The sequence below is a fragment of the Aidingimonas halophila genome (assembly GCF_900106955.1).
Taxonomy (GTDB): Bacteria; Pseudomonadota; Gammaproteobacteria; order Pseudomonadales; family Halomonadaceae; genus Aidingimonas; species Aidingimonas halophila.
Genome location: NZ_FNNI01000002.1, coordinates 90719 through 115733 on the forward strand (window position 1 = coordinate 90719; position 25015 = coordinate 115733).

General features: G+C 60.6%; 20 protein-coding genes and 1 pseudogene. 12 read left to right on the forward strand and 9 right to left on the reverse strand.

The window, feature by feature from the left end:
• Window positions 1–8: 8 nt before the first annotated feature.
• Both BLW01_RS03750 and BLW01_RS03755 read right to left on the reverse strand, forming a co-directional pair.
• Entirely contained in the window at window positions 9–1271 is a 1263-nt protein-coding gene (locus BLW01_RS03750; RefSeq protein ID WP_092568178.1) for a type III PLP-dependent enzyme, read from the reverse strand.
• Window positions 1264–3075 (reverse strand): IucA/IucC family protein, encoded by a 1812-nt coding sequence (locus BLW01_RS03755; protein ID WP_092568179.1) that lies wholly within the window; start codon window positions 3073–3075, stop codon window positions 1264–1266. Before BLW01_RS03755 ends, BLW01_RS03750 begins: the two co-directional genes overlap by 8 nt.
• 384 nt (window positions 3076–3459) lie before the next feature.
• Here BLW01_RS03755 and BLW01_RS03760 point away from each other — a divergent pair, with 384 nt between their 5' ends.
• On the forward strand, window positions 3460–4311 hold the full coding sequence (locus BLW01_RS03760; protein WP_092568180.1) for an ABC transporter ATP-binding protein: 852 nt from the start codon (window positions 3460–3462) through the stop codon (window positions 4309–4311).
• Complete coding sequence (locus BLW01_RS03765) at window positions 4308–5210, forward strand: ferredoxin family protein (protein ID WP_092568181.1); 903 nt, start codon at window positions 4308–4310, stop codon at window positions 5208–5210. Before BLW01_RS03760 ends, BLW01_RS03765 begins: the two co-directional genes overlap by 4 nt.
• Before the next feature lie 186 nt (window positions 5211–5396).
• Here BLW01_RS03765 and BLW01_RS03770 read toward each other — a convergent pair.
• Window positions 5397–5662: pseudogene (locus BLW01_RS03770) on the reverse strand (multidrug ABC transporter permease/ATP-binding protein); the annotation flags it as partial.
• Window positions 5663–5883: 221 nt separating this feature from the next.
• On the opposite strand from BLW01_RS03770, the gene BLW01_RS03775 reads away from it, so the two are divergent.
• From BLW01_RS03775 to fhuF, 3 genes are all read left to right on the forward strand, one after another.
• The gene (locus BLW01_RS03775; protein WP_092568182.1) at window positions 5884–6846 is read left to right on the forward strand and encodes a helix-turn-helix transcriptional regulator; all 963 of its coding nucleotides are present in this window, start codon (window positions 5884–5886) and stop codon (window positions 6844–6846) included.
• Between the two features lie 124 nt (window positions 6847–6970).
• Window positions 6971–9145, forward strand: coding sequence for a TonB-dependent siderophore receptor (locus tag BLW01_RS03780; RefSeq protein WP_092568183.1), 2175 nt, complete (start codon window positions 6971–6973; stop codon window positions 9143–9145).
• A 68-nt stretch (window positions 9146–9213) separates the two neighbouring features.
• Window positions 9214–9981: a siderophore-iron reductase FhuF gene (gene fhuF / locus BLW01_RS03785; protein WP_092568184.1), complete on the forward strand. Its 768-nt coding sequence runs from the start codon at window positions 9214–9216 to the stop codon at window positions 9979–9981.
• A gap of 72 nt (window positions 9982–10053) precedes the next feature.
• On the opposite strand, the gene BLW01_RS03790 is transcribed toward fhuF, so the two are convergent.
• Window positions 10054–10665 (reverse strand): superoxide dismutase, encoded by a 612-nt coding sequence (locus BLW01_RS03790; RefSeq protein ID WP_092568185.1) that lies wholly within the window; start codon window positions 10663–10665, stop codon window positions 10054–10056.
• A 324-nt stretch (window positions 10666–10989) separates the two neighbouring features.
• Between BLW01_RS03790 and BLW01_RS03795 the strand changes: the two genes are divergently transcribed.
• The 5 genes from BLW01_RS03795 (at window position 10990) to BLW01_RS03815 (ending at window position 16432) form a co-directional block, all read left to right on the forward strand.
• Window positions 10990–11757, forward strand: coding sequence for an ATP-binding cassette domain-containing protein (locus BLW01_RS03795; protein WP_092568563.1), 768 nt, complete (start codon window positions 10990–10992; stop codon window positions 11755–11757).
• A gap of 90 nt (window positions 11758–11847) precedes the next feature.
• Window positions 11848–12687 (forward strand): ABC transporter substrate-binding protein, encoded by an 840-nt coding sequence (locus BLW01_RS03800; RefSeq protein WP_229806369.1) that lies wholly within the window; start codon window positions 11848–11850, stop codon window positions 12685–12687.
• On the forward strand, window positions 12680–14662 hold the full coding sequence (gene fhuB, locus BLW01_RS03805; protein ID WP_217635481.1) for a Fe(3+)-hydroxamate ABC transporter permease FhuB: 1983 nt from the start codon (window positions 12680–12682) through the stop codon (window positions 14660–14662). Before BLW01_RS03800 ends, fhuB begins: the two co-directional genes overlap by 8 nt.
• 48 nt (window positions 14663–14710) lie before the next feature.
• Window positions 14711–15388, forward strand: coding sequence for a DUF1007 family protein (locus BLW01_RS03810; protein WP_092568187.1), 678 nt, complete (start codon window positions 14711–14713; stop codon window positions 15386–15388).
• A gap of 48 nt (window positions 15389–15436) precedes the next feature.
• Window positions 15437–16432 (forward strand): nickel/cobalt transporter, encoded by a 996-nt coding sequence (locus tag BLW01_RS03815; RefSeq protein ID WP_229806370.1) that lies wholly within the window; start codon window positions 15437–15439, stop codon window positions 16430–16432.
• Window positions 16433–16487: 55 nt separating this feature from the next.
• Here BLW01_RS03815 and purU read toward each other — a convergent pair whose 3' ends face one another.
• The 5 genes from purU to BLW01_RS03840 are packed head-to-tail and all read right to left on the reverse strand — an operon-like array spanning window position 16488 to window position 22684.
• On the reverse strand, window positions 16488–17354 hold the full coding sequence (gene purU, locus BLW01_RS03820; RefSeq protein ID WP_092568188.1) for a formyltetrahydrofolate deformylase: 867 nt from the start codon (window positions 17352–17354) through the stop codon (window positions 16488–16490).
• A 14-nt stretch (window positions 17355–17368) separates the two neighbouring features.
• Window positions 17369–18004, reverse strand: a complete 636-nt coding sequence (locus BLW01_RS03825) for a sarcosine oxidase subunit gamma (protein ID WP_092568189.1) — start codon at window positions 18002–18004, stop codon at window positions 17369–17371.
• The gene (locus BLW01_RS03830; protein WP_092568190.1) at window positions 17997–21053 is read right to left on the reverse strand and encodes a sarcosine oxidase subunit alpha family protein; all 3057 of its coding nucleotides are present in this window, start codon (window positions 21051–21053) and stop codon (window positions 17997–17999) included. The genes BLW01_RS03825 and BLW01_RS03830 overlap by 8 nt, the downstream gene beginning before the upstream one ends.
• Entirely contained in the window at window positions 21050–21421 is a 372-nt protein-coding gene (locus BLW01_RS03835; protein ID WP_092568191.1) for a sarcosine oxidase subunit delta, read from the reverse strand. Before BLW01_RS03835 ends, BLW01_RS03830 begins: the two co-directional genes overlap by 4 nt.
• Window positions 21422–21433: 12 nt before the next feature.
• Complete coding sequence (locus BLW01_RS03840; protein WP_092568192.1) at window positions 21434–22684, reverse strand: sarcosine oxidase subunit beta family protein; 1251 nt, start codon at window positions 22682–22684, stop codon at window positions 21434–21436.
• A 242-nt stretch (window positions 22685–22926) separates the two neighbouring features.
• Here BLW01_RS03840 and BLW01_RS03845 point away from each other — a divergent pair, with 242 nt between their 5' ends.
• Together BLW01_RS03845 and BLW01_RS03850 are read left to right on the forward strand one after the other, a co-directional pair.
• A complete protein-coding gene (locus BLW01_RS03845) occupies window positions 22927–23805 on the forward strand; it encodes an AEC family transporter (protein WP_092568193.1) in 879 nt (292 codons plus the stop codon).
• Between the two features lie 63 nt (window positions 23806–23868).
• Complete coding sequence (locus BLW01_RS03850; protein WP_217635482.1) at window positions 23869–25008, forward strand: PQQ-dependent sugar dehydrogenase; 1140 nt, start codon at window positions 23869–23871, stop codon at window positions 25006–25008.
• The last annotated feature ends 7 nt before the right edge of the window (window positions 25009–25015 follow it).

Genomic DNA, 25015 nt, shown 5'->3' on the forward strand with positions numbered 1-25015 from the left:
GGATCAACTCAGCCCACCGGCTCGGCGCGCCGTTGAGCCCTCGTCTCGGGGACGCTGCTCTCGCGGCTTGCGGAGACGAAGATCTGATCGGGACGTGGGTGGCACAGGAAGTCCGCGTGAGAGATGTTGTAGCCATAGGCGCCGGCCAACGGCAGCACCAGCAGGTCTCCCACCACGACCCCTTGCAGCGCCTGCTGGCGGCTCAACACATCCTTCGGAGTACAGAGCTGCCCTACCACGGTCCAGGCCCGACGCTCACCCTCACGCGCTCGCCGAGGATCGCGCGGCAAGTGGATGACCGGGTGGTCGTGCCCCTGGGCCGCGGGCAGGCGAAACTGGTGCGTGCCGCCCCGACAGACGAGGAAGCCTTCCCCATGGCTGACCTTGGTATCGAGCACCTCAACCGCGTAGTAGCCACAGAAGGCCGAGAGAAAACGACCGATCTCGAAGCGCACCAACGGCGGCTCGTGCATGGTCGACAGTCGTCGCTCCAGGGCCCGGCACAGGCCAGGCCAGTCGAACTGCTCGGACGGCTGGAGATAGTTCACGCCGATACCGCCCCCCACGTTGAGCTGGACCACCTGCTCGGGGTGACGGGCCAGCGCGCGCCATTCGGGCCAGCGCTCCAGATAGAATGCCAGGAGCCGCTGGTGTCGCTGCTCGCATTTCTGGTGCGACATGGCATGCACGTGGAAGCCGACAAGCATCAGGTTCGGGGCCTCATCCACCGCTTGCACGGCATCGGCCAACTGCGCCTCATCGATACCGAACGGCGTGGCGGTGCCGGCCATTCTCAGTCGACTGTTGAGACCTGCGGGCAGCGAGGGGTTGATACGCACGAGCACGGACTGCACGCGATCCAGCGATGCCGCGATCGCCTGCAGACGAGCCACTTCGCCGAGACTTTCGACATGAAAGGCCTCGACACCTCGAGTCATGGCCTCACGCATGTCGGCGTCGAGCTTGCCCGGTCCGGAGAGCACCCAGGGGCGCGGCGTCGAACAGGCGCAGGCACGCTCGATCTCGCCACCGGACGATAGCTCGAGCCCATCCACCACGGGCGCCAGCGTATCGATGATGGCCGCCTCGCTGTTGGCCTTGATCGCGTAGTAGAGCTCGACGCCCGACGGTAATGCCGCCTTCATGGCGCTTCCGTGCGCCGCGAGTGCCGGCAGGTCATAGAAGAACGCCGCCATGGGATCGCGGCATGCCTGTCGATGCGCCTCGATGGCATCGAGGATGTGCCCGGGAATCCGAAAGTGCTCAGCCATAAGCCACCTCCCTGTCCACCGTCCGGGCGACCTGCCAGGGACTGGGCAGCGCCACGTACTGGGCCTGTCGGTCCGCCTGGGCCATGAGCCGTAGCTTGAAGTTGGTCTTGCAGGGTAGGCCCCCTCCCGCCAACAACGCATCCAGCTCGGGGGCCGGCATGTCCAGGGTCTGTCGAACGCGATGCAATTCGTCCAGGGTGTCCTGCCACAGGGCATCGCCCAGCTCGGGGCGCTGCCAGCTCAGCGCCAGGATCGCCTCGGCGACATGGTTGACGAGCAGGCAATAGGCGATCCGGTTCCACCCCTGCTCGCGGCGGTAGATCATCGACTCCCTGACACGGGGATGCAGAGACTCCCCCGCGAGCCAGTCCACGCCCTTGTCGTCGGTCAGCTTGACCCCTTCGAAGTCACGCAGCAGCATCTTCCAGGGCATGCCCTCGTCGTGGATCAGCACGCAATTCTGCAAATGGGGCTCCATGACGATGCCATGACGGAAGAACAGTCCCATGACCGGAGCCACCAGCGTGCGCAGATAGTCCTGGAACCACTGTCGAATCCGGCATTCCGACGGAAGTATGCGATCTCCATCACTGAGAGCCGCCCCCTCGATGAAGGGAAGCACCATGGGCATTAACTGGGTATCACGGGCGAACAGCGTCGCGCTGAGCAGGCAGTGATCGGGCGAGAACCGCTGACAGAAGTTCTCCCGCAGGATCACGCCGGTCTGCTCCCGGAACCAGCGCTTCACGTCATCATCACCCTCGGTCGGCGCCCAGTGCACCGTCGCCGGTTCCTGTGCCACACACAGCGCCTCCAGCACTGAGTCCTTCCTCTGGGCGAGCCGATGCATGATGCGGTCGATGACCAACGTACTCTCCAACTCATACCAGGCGTTCTTGCGCACACAATTGGTGATGCGCACATTGAGTGACCCTTTGAGGAACCAGGGGTGTCCCTCGATGTACCAGGTACGCATGGAAGCGGTGGGCGCGGCAGGCCAGCCGTTCTGCCCGAGATCGCCGATGATGCCTTCCCGAATCATCTCCGCCACCCGGGCATCCTGCCGGAAGAGGTCGGCCTGTACCGGGTGCATGCTGAGCACCCCTCGCTCGGCATCCTCGGCATGGGTCTGGTCTGCCACATGCGACAGCACATCCAGGTCACTCAACCGATTGGCCTGGACACTCAGCCCCTCCACAGGAAAGGAAAACTGGTGCAGGGCCGTCGTGGCACTGAATTCCGGGGCATAGGCGGGCCTGTCCTGCAACAGATGGGATGGCCATTGCCTGGCCTTGGGCGTGGGATGGTTGGGATGGCCGAACCATAGCCCCTGCTCACTGCAACGATAATCCGCCAATGGATGAAGTCTGGGCTGCCCGACGGCATGCGCGACGATCGCCGTCATGATGTCCTGACTTTGCACAACCTGATCACACAGCTCCCGATTGAGCGTCCCGTCATGCCACTGGCAGTGCTCCAGCAGGGTGGAGATCAACTCCGCCATCTCGGGGGCATGCCAACCGGCAGCTCCCGATTCCCGGAGGTAGGTGTCGGATAGGTAGAAGTGGCTGCCGATCACCGAGCGCCGATCCACCATCACGAACAGCGACAACGATGCCGACCATTCGATCAGCAGAGGTGTGCCATGCAGGTGCTCCGGCAGGCCTTCCCGCCGGTCCGGCCATCGGTGGAACATGGCGTCATGCGGTATTGCCACTTCCTTGATGATGCAATTCAGCAACGCATGCATGGATGCGTGTCGGCTTATCTCGCCGGGTAAGCGAGAGAAACGGGCGTAGCTCATGTAGCCTCCGCAACAATACCGTCCTGTAAAGATTCACCCTTCCTGCGAGCCGTTAGCTATAGACCCCAGATCTCGTCGATGGCCTATCCTCCATCGGCTTCCAGCGCCCGTTGGCCAGTGAATCCGCGCATCCCTCGCTAGTCACATTGCGAAGTTATCGTGATGGTTGTACTCGTCGGGTCGTCGATATCATTCCGTTAATAAGAATGATTACGATAATTGTTTGCGTCAAGGCTGTCCATGCGTCTCAATCGATCCGTTCGCTATATCCTGACAATCCATTGTGCTGAAAAGGCCAGGCAGTCGTGATGCTTGGCGTTGAAAATGAGAATTTTTTGTCTTAGGGTGCTTCGATCAAGGAACTACACCGATGAGCCGAACTCCATGCCCTCGATACCTGCCAAGCCGCCGCGACTGACGGGCGAAGCCCTGTACGCCGGGTACGAGTCCCGACGCGTGCTGGACGGCGTCGACCTGGCGGTGGCCGAGGGTCAGCTGACGGTGCTGCTCGGCCCCAACGGTAGCGGGAAGTCGACGCTGCTGAAGACGCTGGCACGAACCCTGACGCCCAGCGCCGGTCGTGTCTGTCTCGATGGCAAGGACATCCACCGCCGCAAGACGCGCGAAGTGGCCCAGCGCCTGGGTATCCTGCCGCAGGGCCCTTCCGTACCAGAGGGGCTGACCGTCCGACAGCTGATCGGCATGGGACGCCTTCCTTATCAACGGTTGTGGCAACAGGATGCCGAGCAGGATGCTCGCGCCGTTCGCGAGGCGATGGCCTATACCGATGTCACGGAGTTCGCCGAGCGTAGTGTCGATGCGCTCTCCGGCGGTCAGCGGCAGCGTTGTTGGATCGCCATGGTACTGGCTCAGGAAACCGACCTGATCCTGCTCGACGAACCCACCACCTTCCTCGATCTCAAGGTGCAGGTGGACTTGTTGGAGCTGCTATCCCGCCTCGCCCACGAGCACGGCCGTACCCTGCTGCTGGTACTGCACGACTTGAATCTAGCGGCGGCCTACGCGGATCGGTTGGTGATGATGCGTGAAGGTCATATTGTCACTAGTGGCGCGCCAGAGGAGGTGTTCACGGCCACCAATCTCAAGCATGTCTTCGATCTCGATGCCCATGTGCTCGAGGATCCCGAGACCGGCAGCCCGATCTGCGTTCCCCACAAAAAACGGGGAGCCCATCGGCGTTCCCAGCCCACCGCCCACCAGCGTCGTGTTTCATGAGCCATCGATTCTGCGCCGATCTCAGCCGTGAGCAGGATGATCCGCTGGCCGGGAGTGCAGCGCATTTTGAGCACAATCTCCTGATCAGTTGGCCTCGCGCCAAGTGGACACGTAACCTGCGCCAGGCTAGCGACATGCCGGACAGCCTGGTGCAAACCCTCGACGCCATCGCCGCCGACGGTCGGCGGGTCAACCTGATTCATCGCCGCGACCAGCCCGGTGACGTCCACCAGATATTGCTGATGCCCGAGCGCCGACGCTTCGTCGTGCCGCGCAAGGAGCTGGAGGAGTTCCTGGCCGCTTGGCAGGCAGAGGCACCGCTGACGGAATGGGAACGGGGGCGGGTCGCCGGGGATCTACTGCTGTGCTGTACCCACGGCAAGAAGGACAAGTGCTGCGCCAAGTATGGTTACCAGACCTACAAGCAATTGGCCCAGGTCGTCGCGGCACACGGGCTGCCCTTCGATGTCTGGGAAAGCAGCCATCTGGGCGGCTGCCGCCTCGCCGCCAGCATCATCCTGCTGTCGCCGGTGCGCAAGTACGGCCGCATCACACCACGGCAGGCATTGCCCTTCCTGCAGGCCGAGGCGCGAGGCCGTCGCTTCCTGCCCGGCTATCGCGGCGACTCACGGCTGACACCCGCGCAACAGTGTGCCCAACTCGCGGTCCTGACCTTCCTGGAACCACGGCAGGAGACGGCCAGCCTGGTGTTGCTGAAAGATACCGGAAACGAGCATTGGCGACGCATCCTGTGGCGATGGGAGCAGGATGGTGAGCATGGCCGCCTGCAGGTCATATGCGAAACGACGACGATCCTGCGTGTCGATATGTGCTCCGACCTGGACGACGGCCCCTCCGAAAGCCTCGTCTGGAATGCCATCGAGGTATCTCCCTTATGACAAGGATTGCTATTCAAAACTCTCAGAAATGATCACTGCATATATGTAGGGTCCTGGATGAAGGAACAAGGGCATCAGCCCCCTTGAAGCGCCGTCATTCATCGATTCTGGCAACGGCATCGCGGCTGGCGAGTTCGCGCTGTTCGCCGGTCAGTTCGACAAGGCCGCCATCACGCATCTCCAGCAAACGATCGGCATGCTGGGCGACAACCAGCCGAGGTAGAGGACGGCCCCAGCGTCAGAATGATACCCTGCACCAATTCCGGCAAACGCACGAACGCTACGGTGATATAGCGAATATCACTGGAGAGGCTGGCCAGTAACCGGGCACTCCCCAACTGTTCGAGGCGTTCGATATCGGTATCCAGGATGCGTTTGATCAGTTTGCCGCGCAGTTGGTAGACAAAATGGTGACCTAACGTGGTCAGTGCCAGTTGCGACCCCAGCGATAGTATCGGCAGACGACACGCAGCAGTTCCATGAACGATCCTTGTCGACCCACAAATGGTGCATTGCATTGTATTGTGACGCATGACCCGTTACAGTCAATAATGATTCTATTTCTTATTTGCGGCAACTATCAGTCCGCTCGACAGGCAGCAAGGATGGCCGTTCAACACATTCAGGAAGGATCACTGCATCTAGAGACACCGAGACCTAGAGACACGCCGCCATGCCGGAACCATCGACACTAAACTGCTTTTCCGCCTCTGACTTGCGCCGCTTCGGCGATCATTACGGTATTGCGTATCGGTTTCCGATGTTGACCTCCAACTGCGCGCCCCATGACGAGCAGCGTGCCACGGTCTTTCAGGGAAACGTCGAGGAGTTCCTGCTGCGTCCGGGCATACGCCTGACGGCATCCGATATCGAGGTTATCGAGCCATACGAATCGACCTCACTGCTGGCGACTCCGCTATTCATTGTCGTGATACTCCAGGGGCAGGTTCGCGTTCGTCTTGGTCAGCAAGAGCGATTGCTGAGCGAGGGCATGGCCATGAGCACGCGCTTGGGAAATACCCTGGCACTGAGTGCATCCCAACCGCCCGGACAGCATCTCAGGACATTGAACCTTTCGTTGAGCACCGACGCCCTTCGCGAACACGCCGACAACGATGCAGCACTGCGACAATGGTTAGAGGACGCCGACTTCCAACTGCACACCTGGGATCTGCCTGGGTATCTCCTTCCATCACTGGATCATGGTTTCAGTCATGCATGGCGAGGCATGCAGCGCCAGCTTCTGCTCGAAGGACTGGCACTGCAATTGCTCGCCCATGGTCTGCCCTTTTCCGGCTCACTAGAGCCGCGCGAGCATGCACTCCTGCCTCAAGAGCGGCAACGGCTGGAACGCATCCGCAATCTATTGCGTGATGAGCCGGCCCGAGAACACTCGCTGGAAGCCCTTGCCAAGCTGGCGTCGATGAGCCCCAGCAGCCTTCGCAACAAGTTCCGTTCGCTATATGGCGAACCCTTGTTCACCTATCTACGCGATCGCCGACTCGAACTGGCCAGGGAGTATCTCTTGCAGGGATTCAGTGTGCAGCAAGCCGCCCATTTTGTCGGTTACCGGCATGCGACCAACTTTTCGACGGCGTTCCGTCGACGCTACGGTATGTCACCCAGCGCATTTTAATGATGCGCACCCTATCGCTCGAGTCATTGACCATACGCTTATTGTCAGCACGCATACCCAGAAGCCACCCAAAAAATGGAATAATTCTCATTAATAGAATTATTCACATCAAGGGATACGTTTCATGTTGACAAGACATCCACTCTCTCTGGCAATCGCCCTCCTGGCAGGCAGTATGCTGACACCCGCGTGGGCTCAGGACGAAACGACGTCCACGGCATCATCCAATGATGATTCCAACTCGCTGGAGACAGTTACCGTGACGGCCCAACAGGCCGCCACCAAGGTCGAGACGCCTTTCATCGAGACGCCGCAATCCGTTTCCACGGTCAGTCGTGAGGAGATGGACGAACGTGGGGCCCGCACGCTCAGGGACGCCGTGCAATACACGCCTGGGGTCTATACCAACCAGGTCGGTGCCTCCAATCGCTACGACTACATGGTCATGCGCGGTTTCTCCGACGGCAGCCTGGACAATACCTACCTCGACGGCCTCAAGGTGATGGGGGATACCAATGGTTACAGTTCGATGGTGGTTGATCCCTATTTCCTGGAGAACGTCGAGGTCGTCAAAGGGCCGGCCTCGGTACTTTACGGCCGTTCGTCTCCCGGTGGTCTGGTGGCCATGACCAGCAAGCAGCCGCAGTTCGACACGCAGCGTCAACTGCGCTTCAGCGTAGGGAACAACAGTCAGCGCAGCGCCGCATTCGATTTCACGGGGCCGCTGGACGACGAGCGTCGTGCTGCCTATCGCGTTGTGGGGTTGGCCAGCGGCGCGGATACGCAGTTCGGCCCAGTCGAGGAGGAGCGCTATGCCATCGCTCCCTCGGTGACCTGGGACGTTACCGATGACACGACCCTGTCGTTCATGGCGTATCTGCAAAAGGATCCGGAAGGCGGTTACCACTCCGGCGTGCCTTACGAGGGAGCGGTGGAAAGCCACAATGGCCAGAAGATCAGCAATAACTTCTTCGACGGCGAAGCCGATTACGACAAGTTCGAGCGCACTCAGCGCATGTTTGGCTACAGCCTCGAGCACCGTTTCAATGACGCCTGGACCGCGCGTCAGAAAGTGCGTTATCTAAATACCGATGTCGATATGGATCAGGTCGCCCAAGGTGCTGAGTACGTTTACGACAATGCAGGTCACTTGATAGGGCAAAACGTTTGGGTCGGCGGGAACAGCAATGAGCTCAAGCGTTATTATTATGGTGCCGAGGAGTCACTCGATGCCTGGACCATCGATAACCAAGTGGAAGCCAAGCTCAAGAGCGGCTTCATCGATCATACCCTGCTGGTGGGCGTCGACTATCAGAAGCGCGAGAACGACGTCGTTTATACCTCGGGGGCCTTTCCCAATGTAAATCCCTTCGACCCGCAGTATGGTGTCGATCACGTGGGGGAAATCGCCGTTACCAACGACGAACGCCACGAACTGACCCAGACTGGCGTTTATCTACAGGATCAGATGGCGTTCGATCGCTGGCGACTGACGCTCGGCGGCCGCTACGACTGGGTCTCGATCACCAATGAGCAGAAGCTGGCCGATCACGAGGATACGCTCGACGAAACCTATTTCAGCGGCCGCGCGGGGCTCTTGTATCTGTTCGATAACGGGGTCGCACCCTACGTCAGTTACAACACGGCCTTCACACCGACCAGCTTCGTCGATATCGACGGCGATGTGCTCGACCCCATGGAGGGCGAGCAGTGGGAAACGGGCCTCAAGTACCAGCCACCGGGTACGCAAGACCGCTACAGTCTCTCGTTTTTCCGCATCAACCAGGAAAACGTGGCGACTAAGGAGCAGCCTACCGACCCTTACCGCTCCATCGGCGAGATCGAGTCACAAGGCCTGGAAGTGGAAGCCCGTAAGCAACTGACGGACGAACTACGCCTGCAAGCCGCTTACAGCTATACCGACATCACCTACGCCAAGAGCGACGTAGAGAGCGAGGAAGACAGCCATGCCATCTATGCACCTCGCCATCAGGCCAGCTTGTGGGGCCATTATGCCTTTCAGGAAGGTGCCCTCGAAGGACTTGATGCCGGCTTGGGCGTACGCTATTACGCCGACATCTATGCCGATCGTGCCAATACCGAGAAAGTGCCCGACTACACGCTGGTGGATGCCACCCTTGGATACGATCTCGAACAATTCGGTTTGGGAGGCATGAGCGCTCGGCTCAAGGTCGGCAACCTGCTCGATAAAGAGTACGTCGCTTCGTGCAACTCGCTTCAACACTGTTATTTCGGTGCCGAACGCAACGTCACCGCCACGATCAGTTATGATTTCTAATGATCGACACAGTTGATAACGATTCGTATTGACTTTACAGTGGAGGTTCCCACGTCAGAGGTTCAGCCATGAATGCACCTGCTCACTCGCCGTTTGCCACAGTGACCGCACCATGTCTGAGCGATCTGTATGTGGGGCCTCTCGACGCGCTGTCACCTCCCGATATCGGCGCGCCCCCGGAACATGCCCTGACGGGCAGCGAATTGCAGAACACAGAGACACTGGATGCGCTGCTGGAAAAGTTCGCCGCCCAGTACGATCATGGCGACCGGCGAGCCGTCGCCTCCCTATGGTCGAAATGGCATATCAATGCCGTACTGGCGCCGACGCTGCTCGCCAACCTGATCCTCGAGCGCGAATTGCCAATCGCCCTCGAGGATACTCGCTTGGTCGTGACATCCGAGGGTCGAACCGAACGCCTTTGCCTGGCCCACGAAGGGACTCCCCTCGCGTCGCGAAGCCCATTCATACGTTTCGAGACACTGCTCGATGGTCACCTGGCGCCCTTGTTCACGACGCTTTCTGCCTTATCCGGTGCGTCCCCCCGGGTCTTCTGGAGCAATGCGGGTAATGTATTCGAACATTACGCCACAATGATCGAGCAACATCCCCAGGCCTCACCCGGTATTGCCAAAGACGCACAAGCGTTGTTGGAATCACGCCACTATCCCGATGGGCGCCGCAACCCGCTGTATCGCCCGATACGCTACATCGAGTCACGGAATCAGGACGTCAAACGGGTACGCAAGCTCTGTTGCCTGCGCTATCTGCTGCCGGAGATTGACTATTGCGGAAATTGTCCGCTGGAAGGCTGTGACAGACGGGTTCGCAATTGACAGCGCCGCAATCCCTCAGGATCGCGGCGCTTGGATAAACGGTTGGATCAACCGTTGTCGTCAGACCACCGTTCAGGCAACGGCTTCCTGATAACGACGTTCGACTTCGTCCCAGTTGACGACATTGAAGAACGCCTCGACATAATCCGGGCGCTTGTTCTGGTACTTCAGGTAATAGGCATGTTCCCAGACGTCAATGCCCAGAATCGGCGTGTTGCCGTGCATCAGCGGGCTGTCCTGATTGAGCGTGTTTTCAACGACCAGTTTCTTCTCCGGCGTGACACTCAACCATGCCCAACCGCTACCGAAGCGGCCCAGCGCCGTCTTCTTGAACGTGTCTTTAAAGGCATCGAAACCACCCAGTTCACTATCGATGGCAGATGCCACCTTACCCGTCGGCTGACCACCACCCTGGGGAGACATCATGGTCCAGAACTTGGAGTGGTTGGAGTGGCCGCCGCCGTTGTTGATTACCGGCTGACGCTTGGCTTCCGGCACACGGTCCAGGTTGGCAATCAACTCATCGACCGGGACCTCTTCCAGGCCAGTGCCTTCCAGGGCGCCATTGAGATTGTTCACATATGTCTGATGATGCCGTGAATGGTGAATTTCCATGGTCATGGCATCGATATGGGGTTCCAGCGCGTCGTAACTGTACGGCAGTTCGGGGAGAGTGTGTGGCATATCATCAACTCCTTATGGTTTGGGCTCGAGAATAGTGGCCTGCGCCAGTGCATGTACGCAACACCCGACGGATTCACCACTGTTCCTGCATGCCATCTCACTGTATGGGGATGGAATTCGACGAACTCAAGGGCAAATCATCAATCATGGTGCCGACATGTTTCACGTCGGGCCCGGCTGAACTTTGATAACTATTCTTATTTGCTTTAGAGTTGGCGCTTGGTATGGCATCCCATCAACGTCGTGATGCTTGGTATGACGATGTTCGAGTTTGCCACCCTCAGTGTAGCGCCTATGCGCCAGCCTCTGCACGCGGAGTCCAACATGTTCGATGTCAAGGCCGCGACCTTCGAGGTCAATGGCAACTGTCTTCTTCACCCGACCGACCTGACGTTCTCCGAAGGCCGGATCTACGGCCTCATTGGTCACAATGGCTCGGGGAAATCGACCCTGCTCAAGCTGCTGGCCCAACAGCAACCCGTCAGCAGCGGTGAGATCCATCTTGACGGGCGTCCACTGGTGGACTGGTCTCCCCGGGAGTTTGCCCGGCAGGTAGCGTATCTCCCTCAACATCTTCCCAGTGCGGAAACGCTGACCGGCCGTGAACTGATCGGTTTCGGTCGCTATCCTTGGCATGGCCTGCTGGGCCGGCTGACCCGAGAGGATCATGGCCAGATCGAACGCGCCATTGAACTGACGCACACACAGGATCTTGCCGACAGGCTGGTCGATACGCTCTCCGGGGGTGAGCGTCAGCGTGTCTGGCTCGCCATGCTGCTGGCACAAGGGAGCCGCTTTCTGCTGCTCGACGAACCATTGGCCGCGCTGGACATGGCACATCAGATCGAGGTGCTGACCTTGATCCGTCAACTGTGTGTCGAGTTACGGTTAGGTGTCGTCATCGTGCTTCATGACGTGAACATGGCGGCGCGTTATTGCGACCATCTTGTCGCCCTGCATAGCGGCCGGGTTCTCGCCCAGGGTTCCCCCGGCGACATGATGACGGACGACACCCTGGAAGCCATCTACGGCATCCCCATGCATATCATGTCTCATCCCAGTGGCAAGCATTCCATTGCCGTGATTCATTGACTACCGCCTGCGATGACCGACTCGAGGCCTTCATTGCCAACCGTTCCCTTGTTCCTCCACACCGTTTGCCGTTGGATCCGGCGGTTCACATTGCTCTGGATAACGTTATTGCCGACCAGCGGGGTACTCGCGAACGATGATGCCATCGCGGCCATCGATTGGACCCTGGCCGAGACGCTGGTGGCTCTGGATGCCCCTCCTGCCGGCGTCGCTCAGGTCGATGCCTATCATGCCTGGGTCGGGGAACCGGAATTGCCGGATGACGTCGTCGATCTCGGTCTGCGGACTCAGCCCAACCTGGAACGTCTCTCGGAACTCGATCCTTCGCGTATTCTGATCTCGCCGATGTTCGCTGGCTTGACGCCCAAGCTGTCACGCATTGCCGAGGTGGAAACCCTCGACTTCTACAACGGCGAGCGCGAGCTATGGGACCAGCTGGTTGCTCTAACCCACCGGTTGGGAGACATGGTGGATCAAGAAGCGGAAGCTGATGCGCTCATCGAGCGGACGGAGACACGCCTGGAACGTCAACGCCAGACACTGTCGTCCACCGATGATCGGCCACTGTTGATGATTCAGTTGATGGATGAGCGCCACGCCCGTGTGTTCGGCGATCACAGCCTGTTGCAGGCTGTCACCGATCGACTGGAACTGGAGAACGCCTGGCAAGGTACCACCAATGCCTGGGGCTTCTCGCTGGTGGGTCTTGAGGACCTCATGGGCATCGAGGCCCGTTTGGTGGTGATCAAGCCGCTACCGGTCGGTGTCAAAGCTCGGTTGGCTGACAGCGGCCTGTGGCAACAGCTCCCCAGCGTGAAACGCGACGATGTGATCTGGCTCGATCCGGTGTGGACCTTCGGTGCACTGCCTTCGGCACAACGGTTCGCCGACCTGCTCACCGAGGCTCTGGAGGACGCCGACCGTGCTTGACATACCCTATCGTCTGACACCGCCCCGGCTGTGCTTGATCTTTTCGCTTTTCGCCTTGGGGCTGGCCGGGCTGGCACTTCAACATGCCAGCCCTCTGTCGACCGGTCTCGAGGCACTGTTTGCTCCAGACGCGGGTAACGCCACTCAACTCGTGCTGCATTACGGCTGGTGGCCACGCCTGACCATCGCCCTGCTGGCAGGCGCCGGCCTGGGTCTGGCCGGTGTACTGATGCAGCAGGTCCTGCGCAATCCCCTGGCCGCGCCCACCACACTGGGTGTCGCCAGTGGCGCCAATCTGGGGCTGATGGTCGCGACACTCATGGCTCCCTGGCTGTTCGATTTCGGGCGTGAGTGGGTCGCCCTCGCCGGCGGCGGCCTGGCCATGGGCCTGGTTTTCCTGTTGTCCTGGCGGCGCGGCCTGGCCCCCATGGTCGTGGTGTTGGCCGGCCTGGTGGTCAATCTCTATGCCGGCGCGCTTGGCATGGCCCTGTTATTGTTCCATCAGGAAACGCTCAAGGGATTGCTGATCTGGGGTGCCGGTTCGCTCTCCCAAAGTGGCTGGGATGGTGTCGGATTCCTGTGGCCACGGCTGGTTGTCGGTGCCGTCCTGGCCGCCATCATGCTCAGGCCATTGGCGATTCTCGATCTCGACGATGCCAATGCCCGCAGCCTCGGCGTATCACTCAAGTCTGTACGTCTGGCCGGACTCGGCCTGGGCGTGTTCCTGACGGCTTGTGTGGTCAGTGTAGTCGGCGTGATCGGTTTCATCGGTCTGGCGGCGCCGGCCATCGTAAGGCTGTCGGGCGCGAGGCGACTCAGTCAGCGTCTGGTCTGGGCACCCTTGCTCGGCGCGCTCCTGCTGGCCAGTACCGACCTATTGCTGCAACGGTTTTCCGGCGCTCTGCCCACCCTGATACCCACCGGTGCCACCACCGCAGCACTGGGAGCACCCTTGCTGCTATGGCTGATTCCCCGTCTGGGTCTTCACGGTGGCAATCCCGTTTCCGGTCAACACGCCATCATGCGACGCCATCCTGCTCCCGAACGTTTGGCGATGGTCCTGAGCGGGGTGCTGGTCCTGGCGGCCATCATGGCTCTCATGACCGGCCAGGGAGCCGACGGCTGGCAATGGCTGGGTCCCTCCCAGTGGAGCACGCTGGAGTGGCGACTTCCGCGTCTGCTGGCGGCTGCCGGTAGCGGTATCATGCTGGCGGTCGCGGGGACCCTCATCCAGCGCCTGACAGCCAACCCGATGGCGAGCCCAGAAGTGCTCGGGATCAGCGGCGGTACCGCCATCGCACTGATCGGCGCCATGTATTTTCTGCCGGGGGCCTCTCATCTGACCATGATCGGTATCGGTACCCTGGGGGCGCTGGCCGTGCTGGGACTGCTTGTACTGCTCAACCATCGCAGCGGCTTCCTGCCGGAACGGTTGCTTTTGACCGGGGTCGCGGTCACCGCACTCTTCGATGCTCTGAGAGCGATCGTACTAGCCGGTGGTGATCCACGTGGACAGCAGGTCATCGCCTGGCTGTCGGGCTCGACCTATTATGTCGATCTGACGACGGCAGTCATCGTGGCGGCCGGCGCACTGCTGGCTGCATTGGCGGCACGACCATTCGCCCGCTGGCTGGATATTCTTCCCTTGGGCACACCGACCGCTCGGGGGTTGGGCATTCATATCGGCCAGGCACGCCTGCTTCTGCTCGGCTTGGTAGCTTTGCTTACGGCCTGCGCGACATTGGTGGTTGGACCGCTCTCCTTCGTCGGCCTTCTGGCGCCGCACATGGCCCGCTTGATGGGCTTTGCCAGAGGCCGTTCACAACTGATGGGTGCCGCTTTGGTCGGTGCCGTCTTGATGACGATCGCCGACTGGCTGGGCCGGCAACTGCTGTATCCCGAAGAGCTGCCCGCCGGACTCGTCGCCTCGCTGGTAGGAGGTGCCTATTTCATGTGGGGCTTGCGGCGACTTTAACAGGTATTCTTACCACTGGCTTTCTGATACATCACTGAGGATGCATGGATGGTGAACCTGGTTCGCAGGATAGTCACCCGAGGTCGCGATCTGGCAATCGCTATCACACTGTTCATGATCCCTCTGAGTGCCGCGGCCCATCCGCATGGCTGGGTCGACCTACAGGTCAGCGTCATCCTCGATGAACAAGGTCGCGTCGAAGCGCTCCAGCAGCGCTGGCGCCTGGATCCTTTTTATAGCCTGATATTGCTGGAAGAGTTGGGTCGCGCCGACAGCGATGCCTCCATGGATGCCCGCCTCGATCAATTGGGTACGGAGATTCGTGACAACCTCGACTCTCAAGGGTATTTCACCGAAATCGCTCATGCAGGTGAGTCGGTGCCATCGGGCCGGGTCGAGGAATACACCACCATGGCACGTGGCGAGCGGGTGGAGTTCACCTTCCGACTGCCTCTCGCGTCGCCCCTTTCACTGGAAGACCAGCCGCTGCAGTATCGCATCTACGATCCGACCTACTATATCGAGATCGTACACGACGCCGATGACGAAGGCCGGGAGGACGAGGCACTTTCAGTCACTGGTAATGACTGCACGACACGTATTATCCCCGCCGACCCCGATCCGGAACGGGTGGCGGAAGCGGCTCGACTGGATCAGACCGACGACGCACCGGACGGCCTGGGCCGATTTTTCGCCGAAACTGGCGAGGTACAATGTGCCCCATGATCCCATGCTCATACCATTCCATCATCCCGCCCTGCGAAGGAGCCTTTCATGACGGTCATGACTGAAGGATCACGCCTGCCCCGGCGTTTGCTGATCGCAGGTACTTTCCTGCTGAGTGTCATCGTGCTCGTCTGGTTGCTTCAGGAAGGCCGAGGCATCAGTTTGCAACTGGTCATATGGCAACGCGATCTGCATCACGCCCTCACCCAGGCGCTTGCCCAACTGTCGGCGACGCCGTCCGCGACCACCTGGTCGGTATTGCTTGGTGTCAGTTTCGGCTATGGCGTGTTTCATGCCGCAGGCCCCGGCCATGGCAAGGCGGTACTCAGCACCTACCTGCTTACCCAGGGAGGTGCCTGGCGACGTGCATTGGCGCTGTCATGTGCTGCGTCCCTGTTGCAAGCCTTGACGGCCATTACCCTGGTCGCCGTATTGGTGCATGGCCTCGGCTGGCTGACACGCCATACGGTCGGCTCGGTCGTATGGGTGGAACACGCCAGCTATCTGATGGTCACGCTGCTTGGGCTCTGGTTATGCTGGCGGGCCGGGAGCCGATTACGACAGCAGCCGTCACGTCCCCATGCCGATCATGCACATGACCATCACGGCAGTTGCGAGTGCGACCATCACATCTCGCCGAGCGAGGCTGGCGATTGGCCTACGGCACTGATCACCATCGCGACGATCGGCATACGTCCTTGCAGCGGGGGCGTAATACTTCTCGGCGCTGCGTCGCTGATGGGCTATTTCTGGGCCGGTGTGCTGGCAGTGCTGGTCATGGCGGCCGGCACCGCGCTCACCGTCTCCAGCCTCGCGCTAGCCAGCGTGATGGCCAGAGGCTGGGCGGAACGCCGCCTGGCGCGACAATCTCGGTCCAGCCGCGCCAGACACCTGCTAGACTGGGCCGCACTGGGCGGTGGGCTTGTCATCCTGGCACTGGGCGTATCGCTGTTGTTGACGGGCACCGGCACTACCGCCGATGTCCCGTTACTGGAATCGCCATCCAGCCATGAAACCGCACCCGGCAACCCTCTGCTTGATTGACTGCCACCTACAGGCTCATGGATTTACGACAGTCAGTGCGCGGCTACTCGATGTCTCAGCGGTCGAAAACGACCGTACGTTGGGCATGCAAAAAGACACGTCGCTCGATATGATGGCTGACGGCGCGCGCCAGCGTCAGGCGCTCGACATCACGCCCCTTGGCGACCAGGTCTTCCGGGTAGTCGGCATGACTCACCGCTTCAACACGTTGGGTGATGATCGGCCCCTCATCGAGATCGTCGTTGATATAGTGCGCCGTTGCCCCGACCAGTTTGACACCCTTCTCGTAGGCCTGATGATAGGGCTTGGCGCCCTTGAAGCCCGGTAACAGCGAGTGATGGATATTGATCGCTCGCCCCGCCAGTCGGTGGCACATGTCGCTGGAGAGTACCTGCATGTAACGCGCCAGGATGACCAGCTCCGCCCCGGTTTCCTCGATCACCCGCCAGACCTGGGCTTCCTGCTCGGCCTTGGTATGGGGCGTGATCGGGAAATGGTAATAAGGCAGGTCATGCCAGGCGACCAGCGGTTCGAGGTCGGGATGGTTGGAAACGACCGCCCGGATATCCATGGGAAGCTGGCCGATACGATAGCGATACAGCAAATCATTGAGGCAATGATCCGCCTTGGACACCATGATCACGACCGGCATGCGCGCTTCGGGCGGCGTCAACTCGAAGGTCATGTCGAATTCGTCGGCACGCGACGCGAATGCGTCACTGAAAGCGTCGACATCGAAGTCGTCATCTTCGGGACGGAACTCGGCCCGAATGAAAAAACGTTCGACCAACCGATCATCGAAGGAGTTGAGCTCGGTGATATAGCAGCGCTGCTCCTTGAGAAACCGGGTAACGACATCCACGGTTCCCAAGCGACTCGGCGATTGCGCGGCAATGGTCCAGGCTGGCGGTGAAGCGCTCATGCTCGATACCTCCGTCAGCGTTCGACGCCGATGCCGTACTCTTCCCCGGCATCCAGCAGCCAGCGGTAGAGGTAATCAGCGAAACTGCGCCGTATCACCAATTCCCACCGTGATGCCGATGGGCGGCGGAGGATCGCCGAGGTCTTGGCGAACCCGGTCGTCACGCCTTTGCCAACCGGAAACGCCGACGGGTGGACATCGTAATGCGAGGACTTCATCAGTACCGCACGGGCCATCTCGCCCTCGATATCGATGACCGTCTGACCGCCACTGACGTTGACGATGCTGACATGAGAGTCGCCCAGGACGTCACGCAGTTGGGACTCGAGCGAAAACTCTTCGCCTCCCGGCACGATCAACAACCACTCGTCGGGTGCCAGCCACTGCACGGAGCGTTCACCACTGGCATCATGATTCAGCCCATGAGGCTGGCTGGGCAGCGACAGGCCCAGCACCTCGCGCAACGCTTCATCGAGAACGATCGCTCCACCGCGCAGGATCAAGTGCCCCAGACAGGGCCGTTCACGCAGTATGACCTGCGAGGTCGACGTGATCGCCGGCGCGCCGGATCGCTGCAGAGAATAGGCGAGCGGCGATTCAGTGGCGACATCTACCTCGGGATGCGTCTGGAATTGGCGGATATCAGACATTCTGACGCTCTCCTTCCGGGTCGACGAATTGGGTGCCGACGATCTCGGCTTCGTGAATGGTGCCATCGGCCATGGGTAGATAGACGGTCTCGCCAAGGCGCTGATGGCCACCTTTGACGACCGCCAGGGCAAAGCCGCTTTCCAGGGTCGGACTGTAGTAGCTGGACGTGACATGACCGACCATGGTCATCGGGATTGCCTGTTGCGGATCGAAAACGATCTGTGCGCCTTCCTGCAGTACGACGGCAGGGTCCGCGGGACGCAGGCCCACCAACTGCTTGCGGTCCGTGCGACGCGTATCGGAACGCGACAAGGCGCGCTTGCCGATCCAGGGGAACGGCTTGTCATAACCGATCGCCCAGTACATGCCCAGATCTTCCGGCGTGACCGAGCCATCGGTATCCTGGCCGGCGATGATGAAGCCCTTTTCGGCACGCAACACGTGCATGGTTTCGGTGCCGTATGGCGTCAGCCCGTACTTGTCACCGTGCTCGAATAGCGTTTTCCAGACATGCATGGCGTAATTGGCCTGCACATTGATCTCGAACGCCAGCTCACCGGTGAAGGAGATCCGGAAAACTCGCGCCGGCACATCGGCGACGTTGCCTTCCCGCCAATCCATGAACTTGAAGGACTCGCGGTCCAGATCGATATCGGTGATCTCGGCAAGCGGCTTGCGCGCCTCCGGGCCGGTCACGGTCATGGTCGCCCAGTGATCGGTGACGGAGGTGAAATACACGTCGAGTTCCGGCCACTCGGTCTGGTGCCACATTTCCAGCCATTCGAGCACTGCGGCGGCGCCTCCTGAAGTGGTGGTCATCAGGAAGTGGTTCTCACCCAGGCAGCTGGTGGTGCCGTCGTCCATCACCATGCCATCGTCCTTGCACATCAGGCCGTAACGGACACGGCCGGGCGCCAGCTTGGCCCACTTGTTGGTGTAGACCCGGCCAAGGAACTCGCGCGCGTCCGGCCCCTGGATGTCGATCTTGCCCAGCGTCGAAGCATCCAGGATACCGACACGTTCACGCACCGCCCGACATTCGCGCACCACCGCTTCATGCATGGACTCGAGCCGGCCATTCACGTGGCGCGGATAATACCAGGGGCGCTTCCACTGGCCGACATCCTCGAACTCCGCTCCCTGCTCGACATGCCATTGATGCATCGCGGTATAACGTTCGGGGTCGAACAGCTCACGACAATGACGGCCGACCACGGCACCAAAGGTGACCGGTGTATAGTTGGGACGGAACACCGTGGTACCGACTTCCGGAATCGAGCGTCCCAGACAGCGTGCGGCGATGGCCATGCCGTTGATGTTGCCGAGCTTGCCCTGGTCGGTGCCGAAGCCCATGGCCGTATAACGCTTGACATGCTCGATGGACTCGAAGCCTTCACGAGTGGCCAGTTCGATCGCTGCCGCGGTGACATCGTTCTGCAAGTCCACGAACTGCTTGGGCGCACGCAACGTCGTTTTTTCATGCGGCACTTGATAGAGCGCACAGGCCTCGCCTTCCCGGATCGCCGGTACTCGAGGCAGAGCGGTCGTCTCGAAAACGGCCTCGAAGCCCTGAGACGCCGCCGCCTTGGCGCCGGCATCCGCACCATCCGCCAACACGTCGGCCAGGGGATAAATGCCACGTGCGCCGCCTGCCGCCGCAACGCCCTTCACGGTATTGGGCACGAAACCGAGGATCGTCTCGTTCCAGGATGGGCGGGCCCCGGTATGGGAGGCCAGGTGAATGACCGGGCTGTAGCCTCCGGAGCTGGCAATGGTGTCGCAATCGAGCGTTTCCACGGGGCCGATGACCTTGAAGGCCTCTCGGTCGATTCGGGCAATACGCGCACCGGTGACCCGCTTGCTGCCGCTCGCCTCGATCACGGCGCTGCCGGGAATGATACGGATACCCCGAGCCCGCGCTTGCTCGACAAGCTCGCCATCGGGGGTTTCACGGGCATCCGCGATGGCGACGACATCATGTCCTGCGTCGAGCCAATCCAGCGCGGCGCGATAGGCGTGGTCGTTGCTCGTGGTCAGCACCAATCTGCGACCGGGTATCACCCCGTAGCGACGGATATAGGTGGACACGGCACCCGCCAGCAGATTGCCCGGCACATCGTTGTTGGCATACACCAGCGGACGTTCATGGGCACCGGTGGCCAACACTACCTGGCCGGCACGCACGCGATGCAGGCGTGAGCGTGGCTGACGCCGCCCCTCGATAGACGGGGCGCTGTCTGCCAGGTGCTCGGTACGCCGTTCGTGAAGCGTCACGAAGTTGTGATCGTGATAACCGTTGGCCGTAGTGCGCGGCAGCAGGGTGACGTTCTCCAGCCGCTCGAGCTCGGCAAGCGCATCGGCGATCCACTGACCTGCCGGACGATCGTCAAGACACTCGCGGGAATCGAGCAACGAACCGCCCATCGCTTCCTGCTCGTCGGCCAGGATGACCCGAGCCCCGGCACGCGCCGACGCCAGAGCCGCAGCCAGCCCAGCCGGCCCGGCACCGATGACCAACACGTCACAGTGCTGGCTCATGTGGTCATAGATATCCGGATCCGTCTCGGTCGGACTACGCCCGAGCCCAGCCGTCTTGCGGATGTACTTCTCGTAGGTCATCCACATCGATGCCGGGGCCATGAAGGTCTTGTAATAGAAGCCGGGCGGCATGAAGGGAGCCCCCAACTTGCCGATCCAGCCCATCAGATCTTTCTGGACATCGGGCCAGCCATTGGTGCTATGGGCAACCAGGCCCTCGTAGAGTGCCTGTTGAGTGGCGCGCACATTAGGCACTTGAGCTGCCTCGCTGGCACCCAACTGCACCACTGCATTGGGCTCTTCCGACCCTGCAGCCACGATTCCACGCGGACGCGAGTACTTGAAGCTGCGATTGACCAGGTCTACGCCATTGGCGAGCAACGCCGAGGCCAGGGTATCCCCCGGATGACCGGTGTATGCCTGCCCGTTGAAGGTAAAGTTCAGCGTGTGGTTGCGGTCGACGCAGCCACCTGCTGCCAGGCGATTGGGTTGCTTGGCTGACTGGCTCATGCCTGAACTCCTTGTGCACCCTTGGTCTCGGTAGACACCCGATCGTCTGTCGACGAGGCAGTCGCTGCCGGCCGGGAGGCCTCTGTTTCCGCCGTGATCGTCGGCTGCTCACCCATCTTGTAGGTCTCGAGAATCTCGTAGGTCACCGTGTGCCGCGTGATATTGAAGAATTTTCGGCAGCCCAACGCATGCACCCACATTTCGTGATGGATACCGCGTGGGTTGTTGCGGAAGAACAGGTAATCGCCCCACTCTTCATCCGAGCAGGCATCGGGATCCTCGGGGCGAGCGAGATGCGCCTGGCCCTTGGGGTGGAACTCTTCCTCCTCGCGATGCTCCTCGCAGTAGGGGCAGTAAATATAAAACATGGTCATGCCTCCTTAGTGAGCAACGCCGGCTGCACCGTGTTCATCGATCAGCGCTCCACTATGGAAACGATCGATACTGAAGGGAGCGGCCAACGGGTGTGGTTCGCCCTTGGCCAGGGTCGCAGCGAACACATGCCCTGACCCCGGCGTGGCCTTGAAGCCCCCCGTACCCCAGCCGCAATTGAAGAAGAGTCCCTTGACCGGCGTCTTCGACAGGATCGGACAGGCATCCGGACAGGTATCCACGATGCCTCCCCACTGACGGTTCATCCTGACCCGCGAGAAGATGGGGAACATCTCGACAATGGCCTGCAGCGTGTGCTCCACCGTCGCGTAACTGCCACGCTGCCCATAGCCGTTATAGCCATCGATACCGGCGCCGATCACCAGATCGCCTTTATCGGACTGACTGATATAGCCGTGGACGGCATTGGACATCACCACGGTATCCAGAATGGGCTTCATGGGCTCGGACACCAGAGCCTGCAGCGGATGGGATTCCAGCGGCAGCTTGAACCCCGCCATGCCGGCCAGCACACCGGAGTTGCCGGCCGTGACACAGCCCACGGTGCGGGTTTCGATATCGCCACGATTGGTATGCACGCCAACCACCTGGCCGTCGAGGATCTTGAAGCCGGTCACTTCGGTGTTCTGCAGAAGGTCGACGCCATAGGCATCAGCGGCTCGCGCGAACCCCCAGGCCACGGCATCGTGACGCGCCACACCGGCGCGCGGCTGCCAGGACGCCCCCATGATCGGATAGCGAGCGCGCTTGGAGCCATCGATGATCGGCACGATCTCCTGCACGCCCTTGGCATCGAGGACTTCACTGTCGACGCCGTTCAACCGATTGGCATTGACGCGGCGCTGGATGTCACGCATGTCCTGGAGAGTGTGACCGAGATTCAGCACGCCGCGCTGGGAGAACATCACGTTGTAGTTGATGTCCTGTGACAGGCCTTCCCACAGTTTGAGGGAGTGTTCATACAGGGCCGCCGCTTCGTCCCACAAATAATTGGAACGTACGATGGTGGTATTGCGGGCGGTATTGCCCCCACCCAGCCATCCTTTCTCCAGCACGGCGACATTCGTGATCCCGTGTTCCTTGGCCAGGTAATAAGCGGTCGCCAGACCATGACCGCCGCCGCCGATGATTACCGCATCATATTGCGCTTTCGGTTCGGGATTGCGCCATTGGCGCTGCCAATCCTCGTGATGGCGCAGCGCGTGCTTGACCAGCCCGAAACCTGAATACCGTTGCATAGCTTGCTTCTCCCGAGTTGGCCGACTTGCCCCTCTATGCGGCGATGGTAGACCCAGGCTCACACCGCAAGATGCTTGGCGACGTCACGACACGATGCGTTTGCGACACGCCTGTCGCGAATGCGAAATCACCGGCTATCCGGAGCGGCAAACACGTGCGATTTGCCACCACACCCTGTTTTTCAGGACAATACGCCTTTCGACTAACGTCACATCACCCAACATCGCATCAGGATCCGTTCATGCTCGTCGAACTCATCGCCATCATGGCTCCCGTCTTCGTGGGAGCCAGCCTGGGTTTCATCTGGATTCGCCTGGGCCACCCCTACCCGGTCGAGTTCGTCACCAAACTGGTCTTCAACATCGGCACGCCCTCGCTGATCATCGCCTCGTTGTCCGGGGCCAACATCGATGCCGGCAGTTTCGGACGCACCATGCTCGGCACGTTATGCGTGCTTTTCAGCATGGCATTGTTGAACTTCGCGATGGCATGGCTGCTGCGCAAGGACTGGCGGGTGCTGCTGGCACCGATGATGTATCCCAACACCGGCAACATGGGCCTGCCGGTGGCACTCTATGCCTTTGGTGAGTCGGGGTTCGCCTTCGCCATCACCGTCATGGTCACGGTTGCGCTGGTGCAATTCACCTTCGGTGCGGTCATGGCCAGCCGTAACCGTAATCCGCTCAGAACGCTGGTCCGTACGCCGACTGTCTATGCGATATTGATTTCCCTGGCATTGTTGCTGACCGATACCGATCTGCCATTGTGGATTGCCAATACCGTGGACCTGATCTCCGGTTTCACGGTGCCGTTGATGCTGATCACACTGGGGGTATCGCTGGCGAGCATCCAGGTCCGTAATCTCAAGTCCGGTCTCGGATTCAGCCTGTTGCGTACATTGACGGCTGCGCTGGTGGCTTATGGCGTCGGGATGCTGCTGTCGCTGCCTCCGCTGGCCCACACCATCCTGGTGTTGCAGATGAGCATGCCGATTGCCGTCTATAACTATCTATTCGCCCAACGCGCCAAGCGTGAACCCCAGTATGTGGCAGCACTGGTGTTCTGCTCAACGCTACTCTCCTTTCTCTATCTGCCGGTCCTGCTGGCGGTCATGATGTAATCGTCCCACGACGCCCTTTGACTGCTAGAGTGTCAGAGATGGCAACGCGACGAGGGAGATATCATGACACTCAAGGTGATGATCACGCCCCTGGCAGGCGTCGGCCTGATGGCTCTCGCCCTGCCTCTCCAGGCACAAACGGTGACCCACGAACGGATCGAGAGCGAGCATCTCGACTTCCGCCTGGTGGAAATCGTTTCGGACCTCGAGTATCCCTGGTCCACGGCGTTCCTGCCCGATGGCCGCTACCTGGTCAGCGAGCGTCCGGGTCGGCTGACACTGATCGACGACGGTGAGAAAACCACGCTGGAAGGCGTACCGGAGGTGTCGGCGCAGGGTCAGGGCGGCTTACTCGACCTGGCGCTGCATCCCGATTACGACAACGGCGAGAACGACTGGCTCTATTTCAGTTATTCCAAACCGGGTGACGGGGGTAGCGCCACGGCCGTGGCGCGTGCCCGGCTGGGGGAGTCGTCCCTGAAGGACGTCGAGGACATTTTCGTTCAGGACCGGTTTTCAGAGCCCGGCCGTCACTATAGCGGTCGTCTGGCCTGGCGGGAGGACGGCACCCTGCTACTGGGTATCGGCGATCGAGGCCAAGATCCGGCACGCGCCCAGGACAAAGGCGATCACGCCGGTGGGGTCATGCGACTCAATGCCGATGGCAGTGTTCCGGATGACAATCCCTTCGTGGATAACGAAGATGCGCTGGATGAACTGTTCACCCTCGGCAACCGAAATATCCAAGGGATGACCGTGGCCCCGGACGGGACCATCTGGGCAACGGAGCACGGGCCCCGGACCGGTGACGAGGTCAATCGGATCGAGGCCGGTGTCAATTACGGTTGGCCGGAAGTCTCGCGCGGCAACGATTACGCCACGAACGAACCGATCGGCAAGGATTCCGCGCCCGGCATGCGCGACCCGCTACACGTCTTCGAAGGCCGCTATGCCCCGTCGGGACTCGCTTACGTCAGCAGCGACCGATTCCCTGAATGGGAAGGCGACCTGCTCGCCGGCGGCCTGTCGAGTGAAAAGCTGACTCGTCTGACTATCGATGGCGATGACGTCGACGCCGCCGAACTGGTACTGGACAGCGAAATCGGCCGCATCCGCGATGTTCGTCAGGGGCCCGACGGTTATCTCTATCTGCTCACTGATGAGACCGAGGGCAGTCTCTACCGACTCGAGCCGTTGAACTGATCGCTTA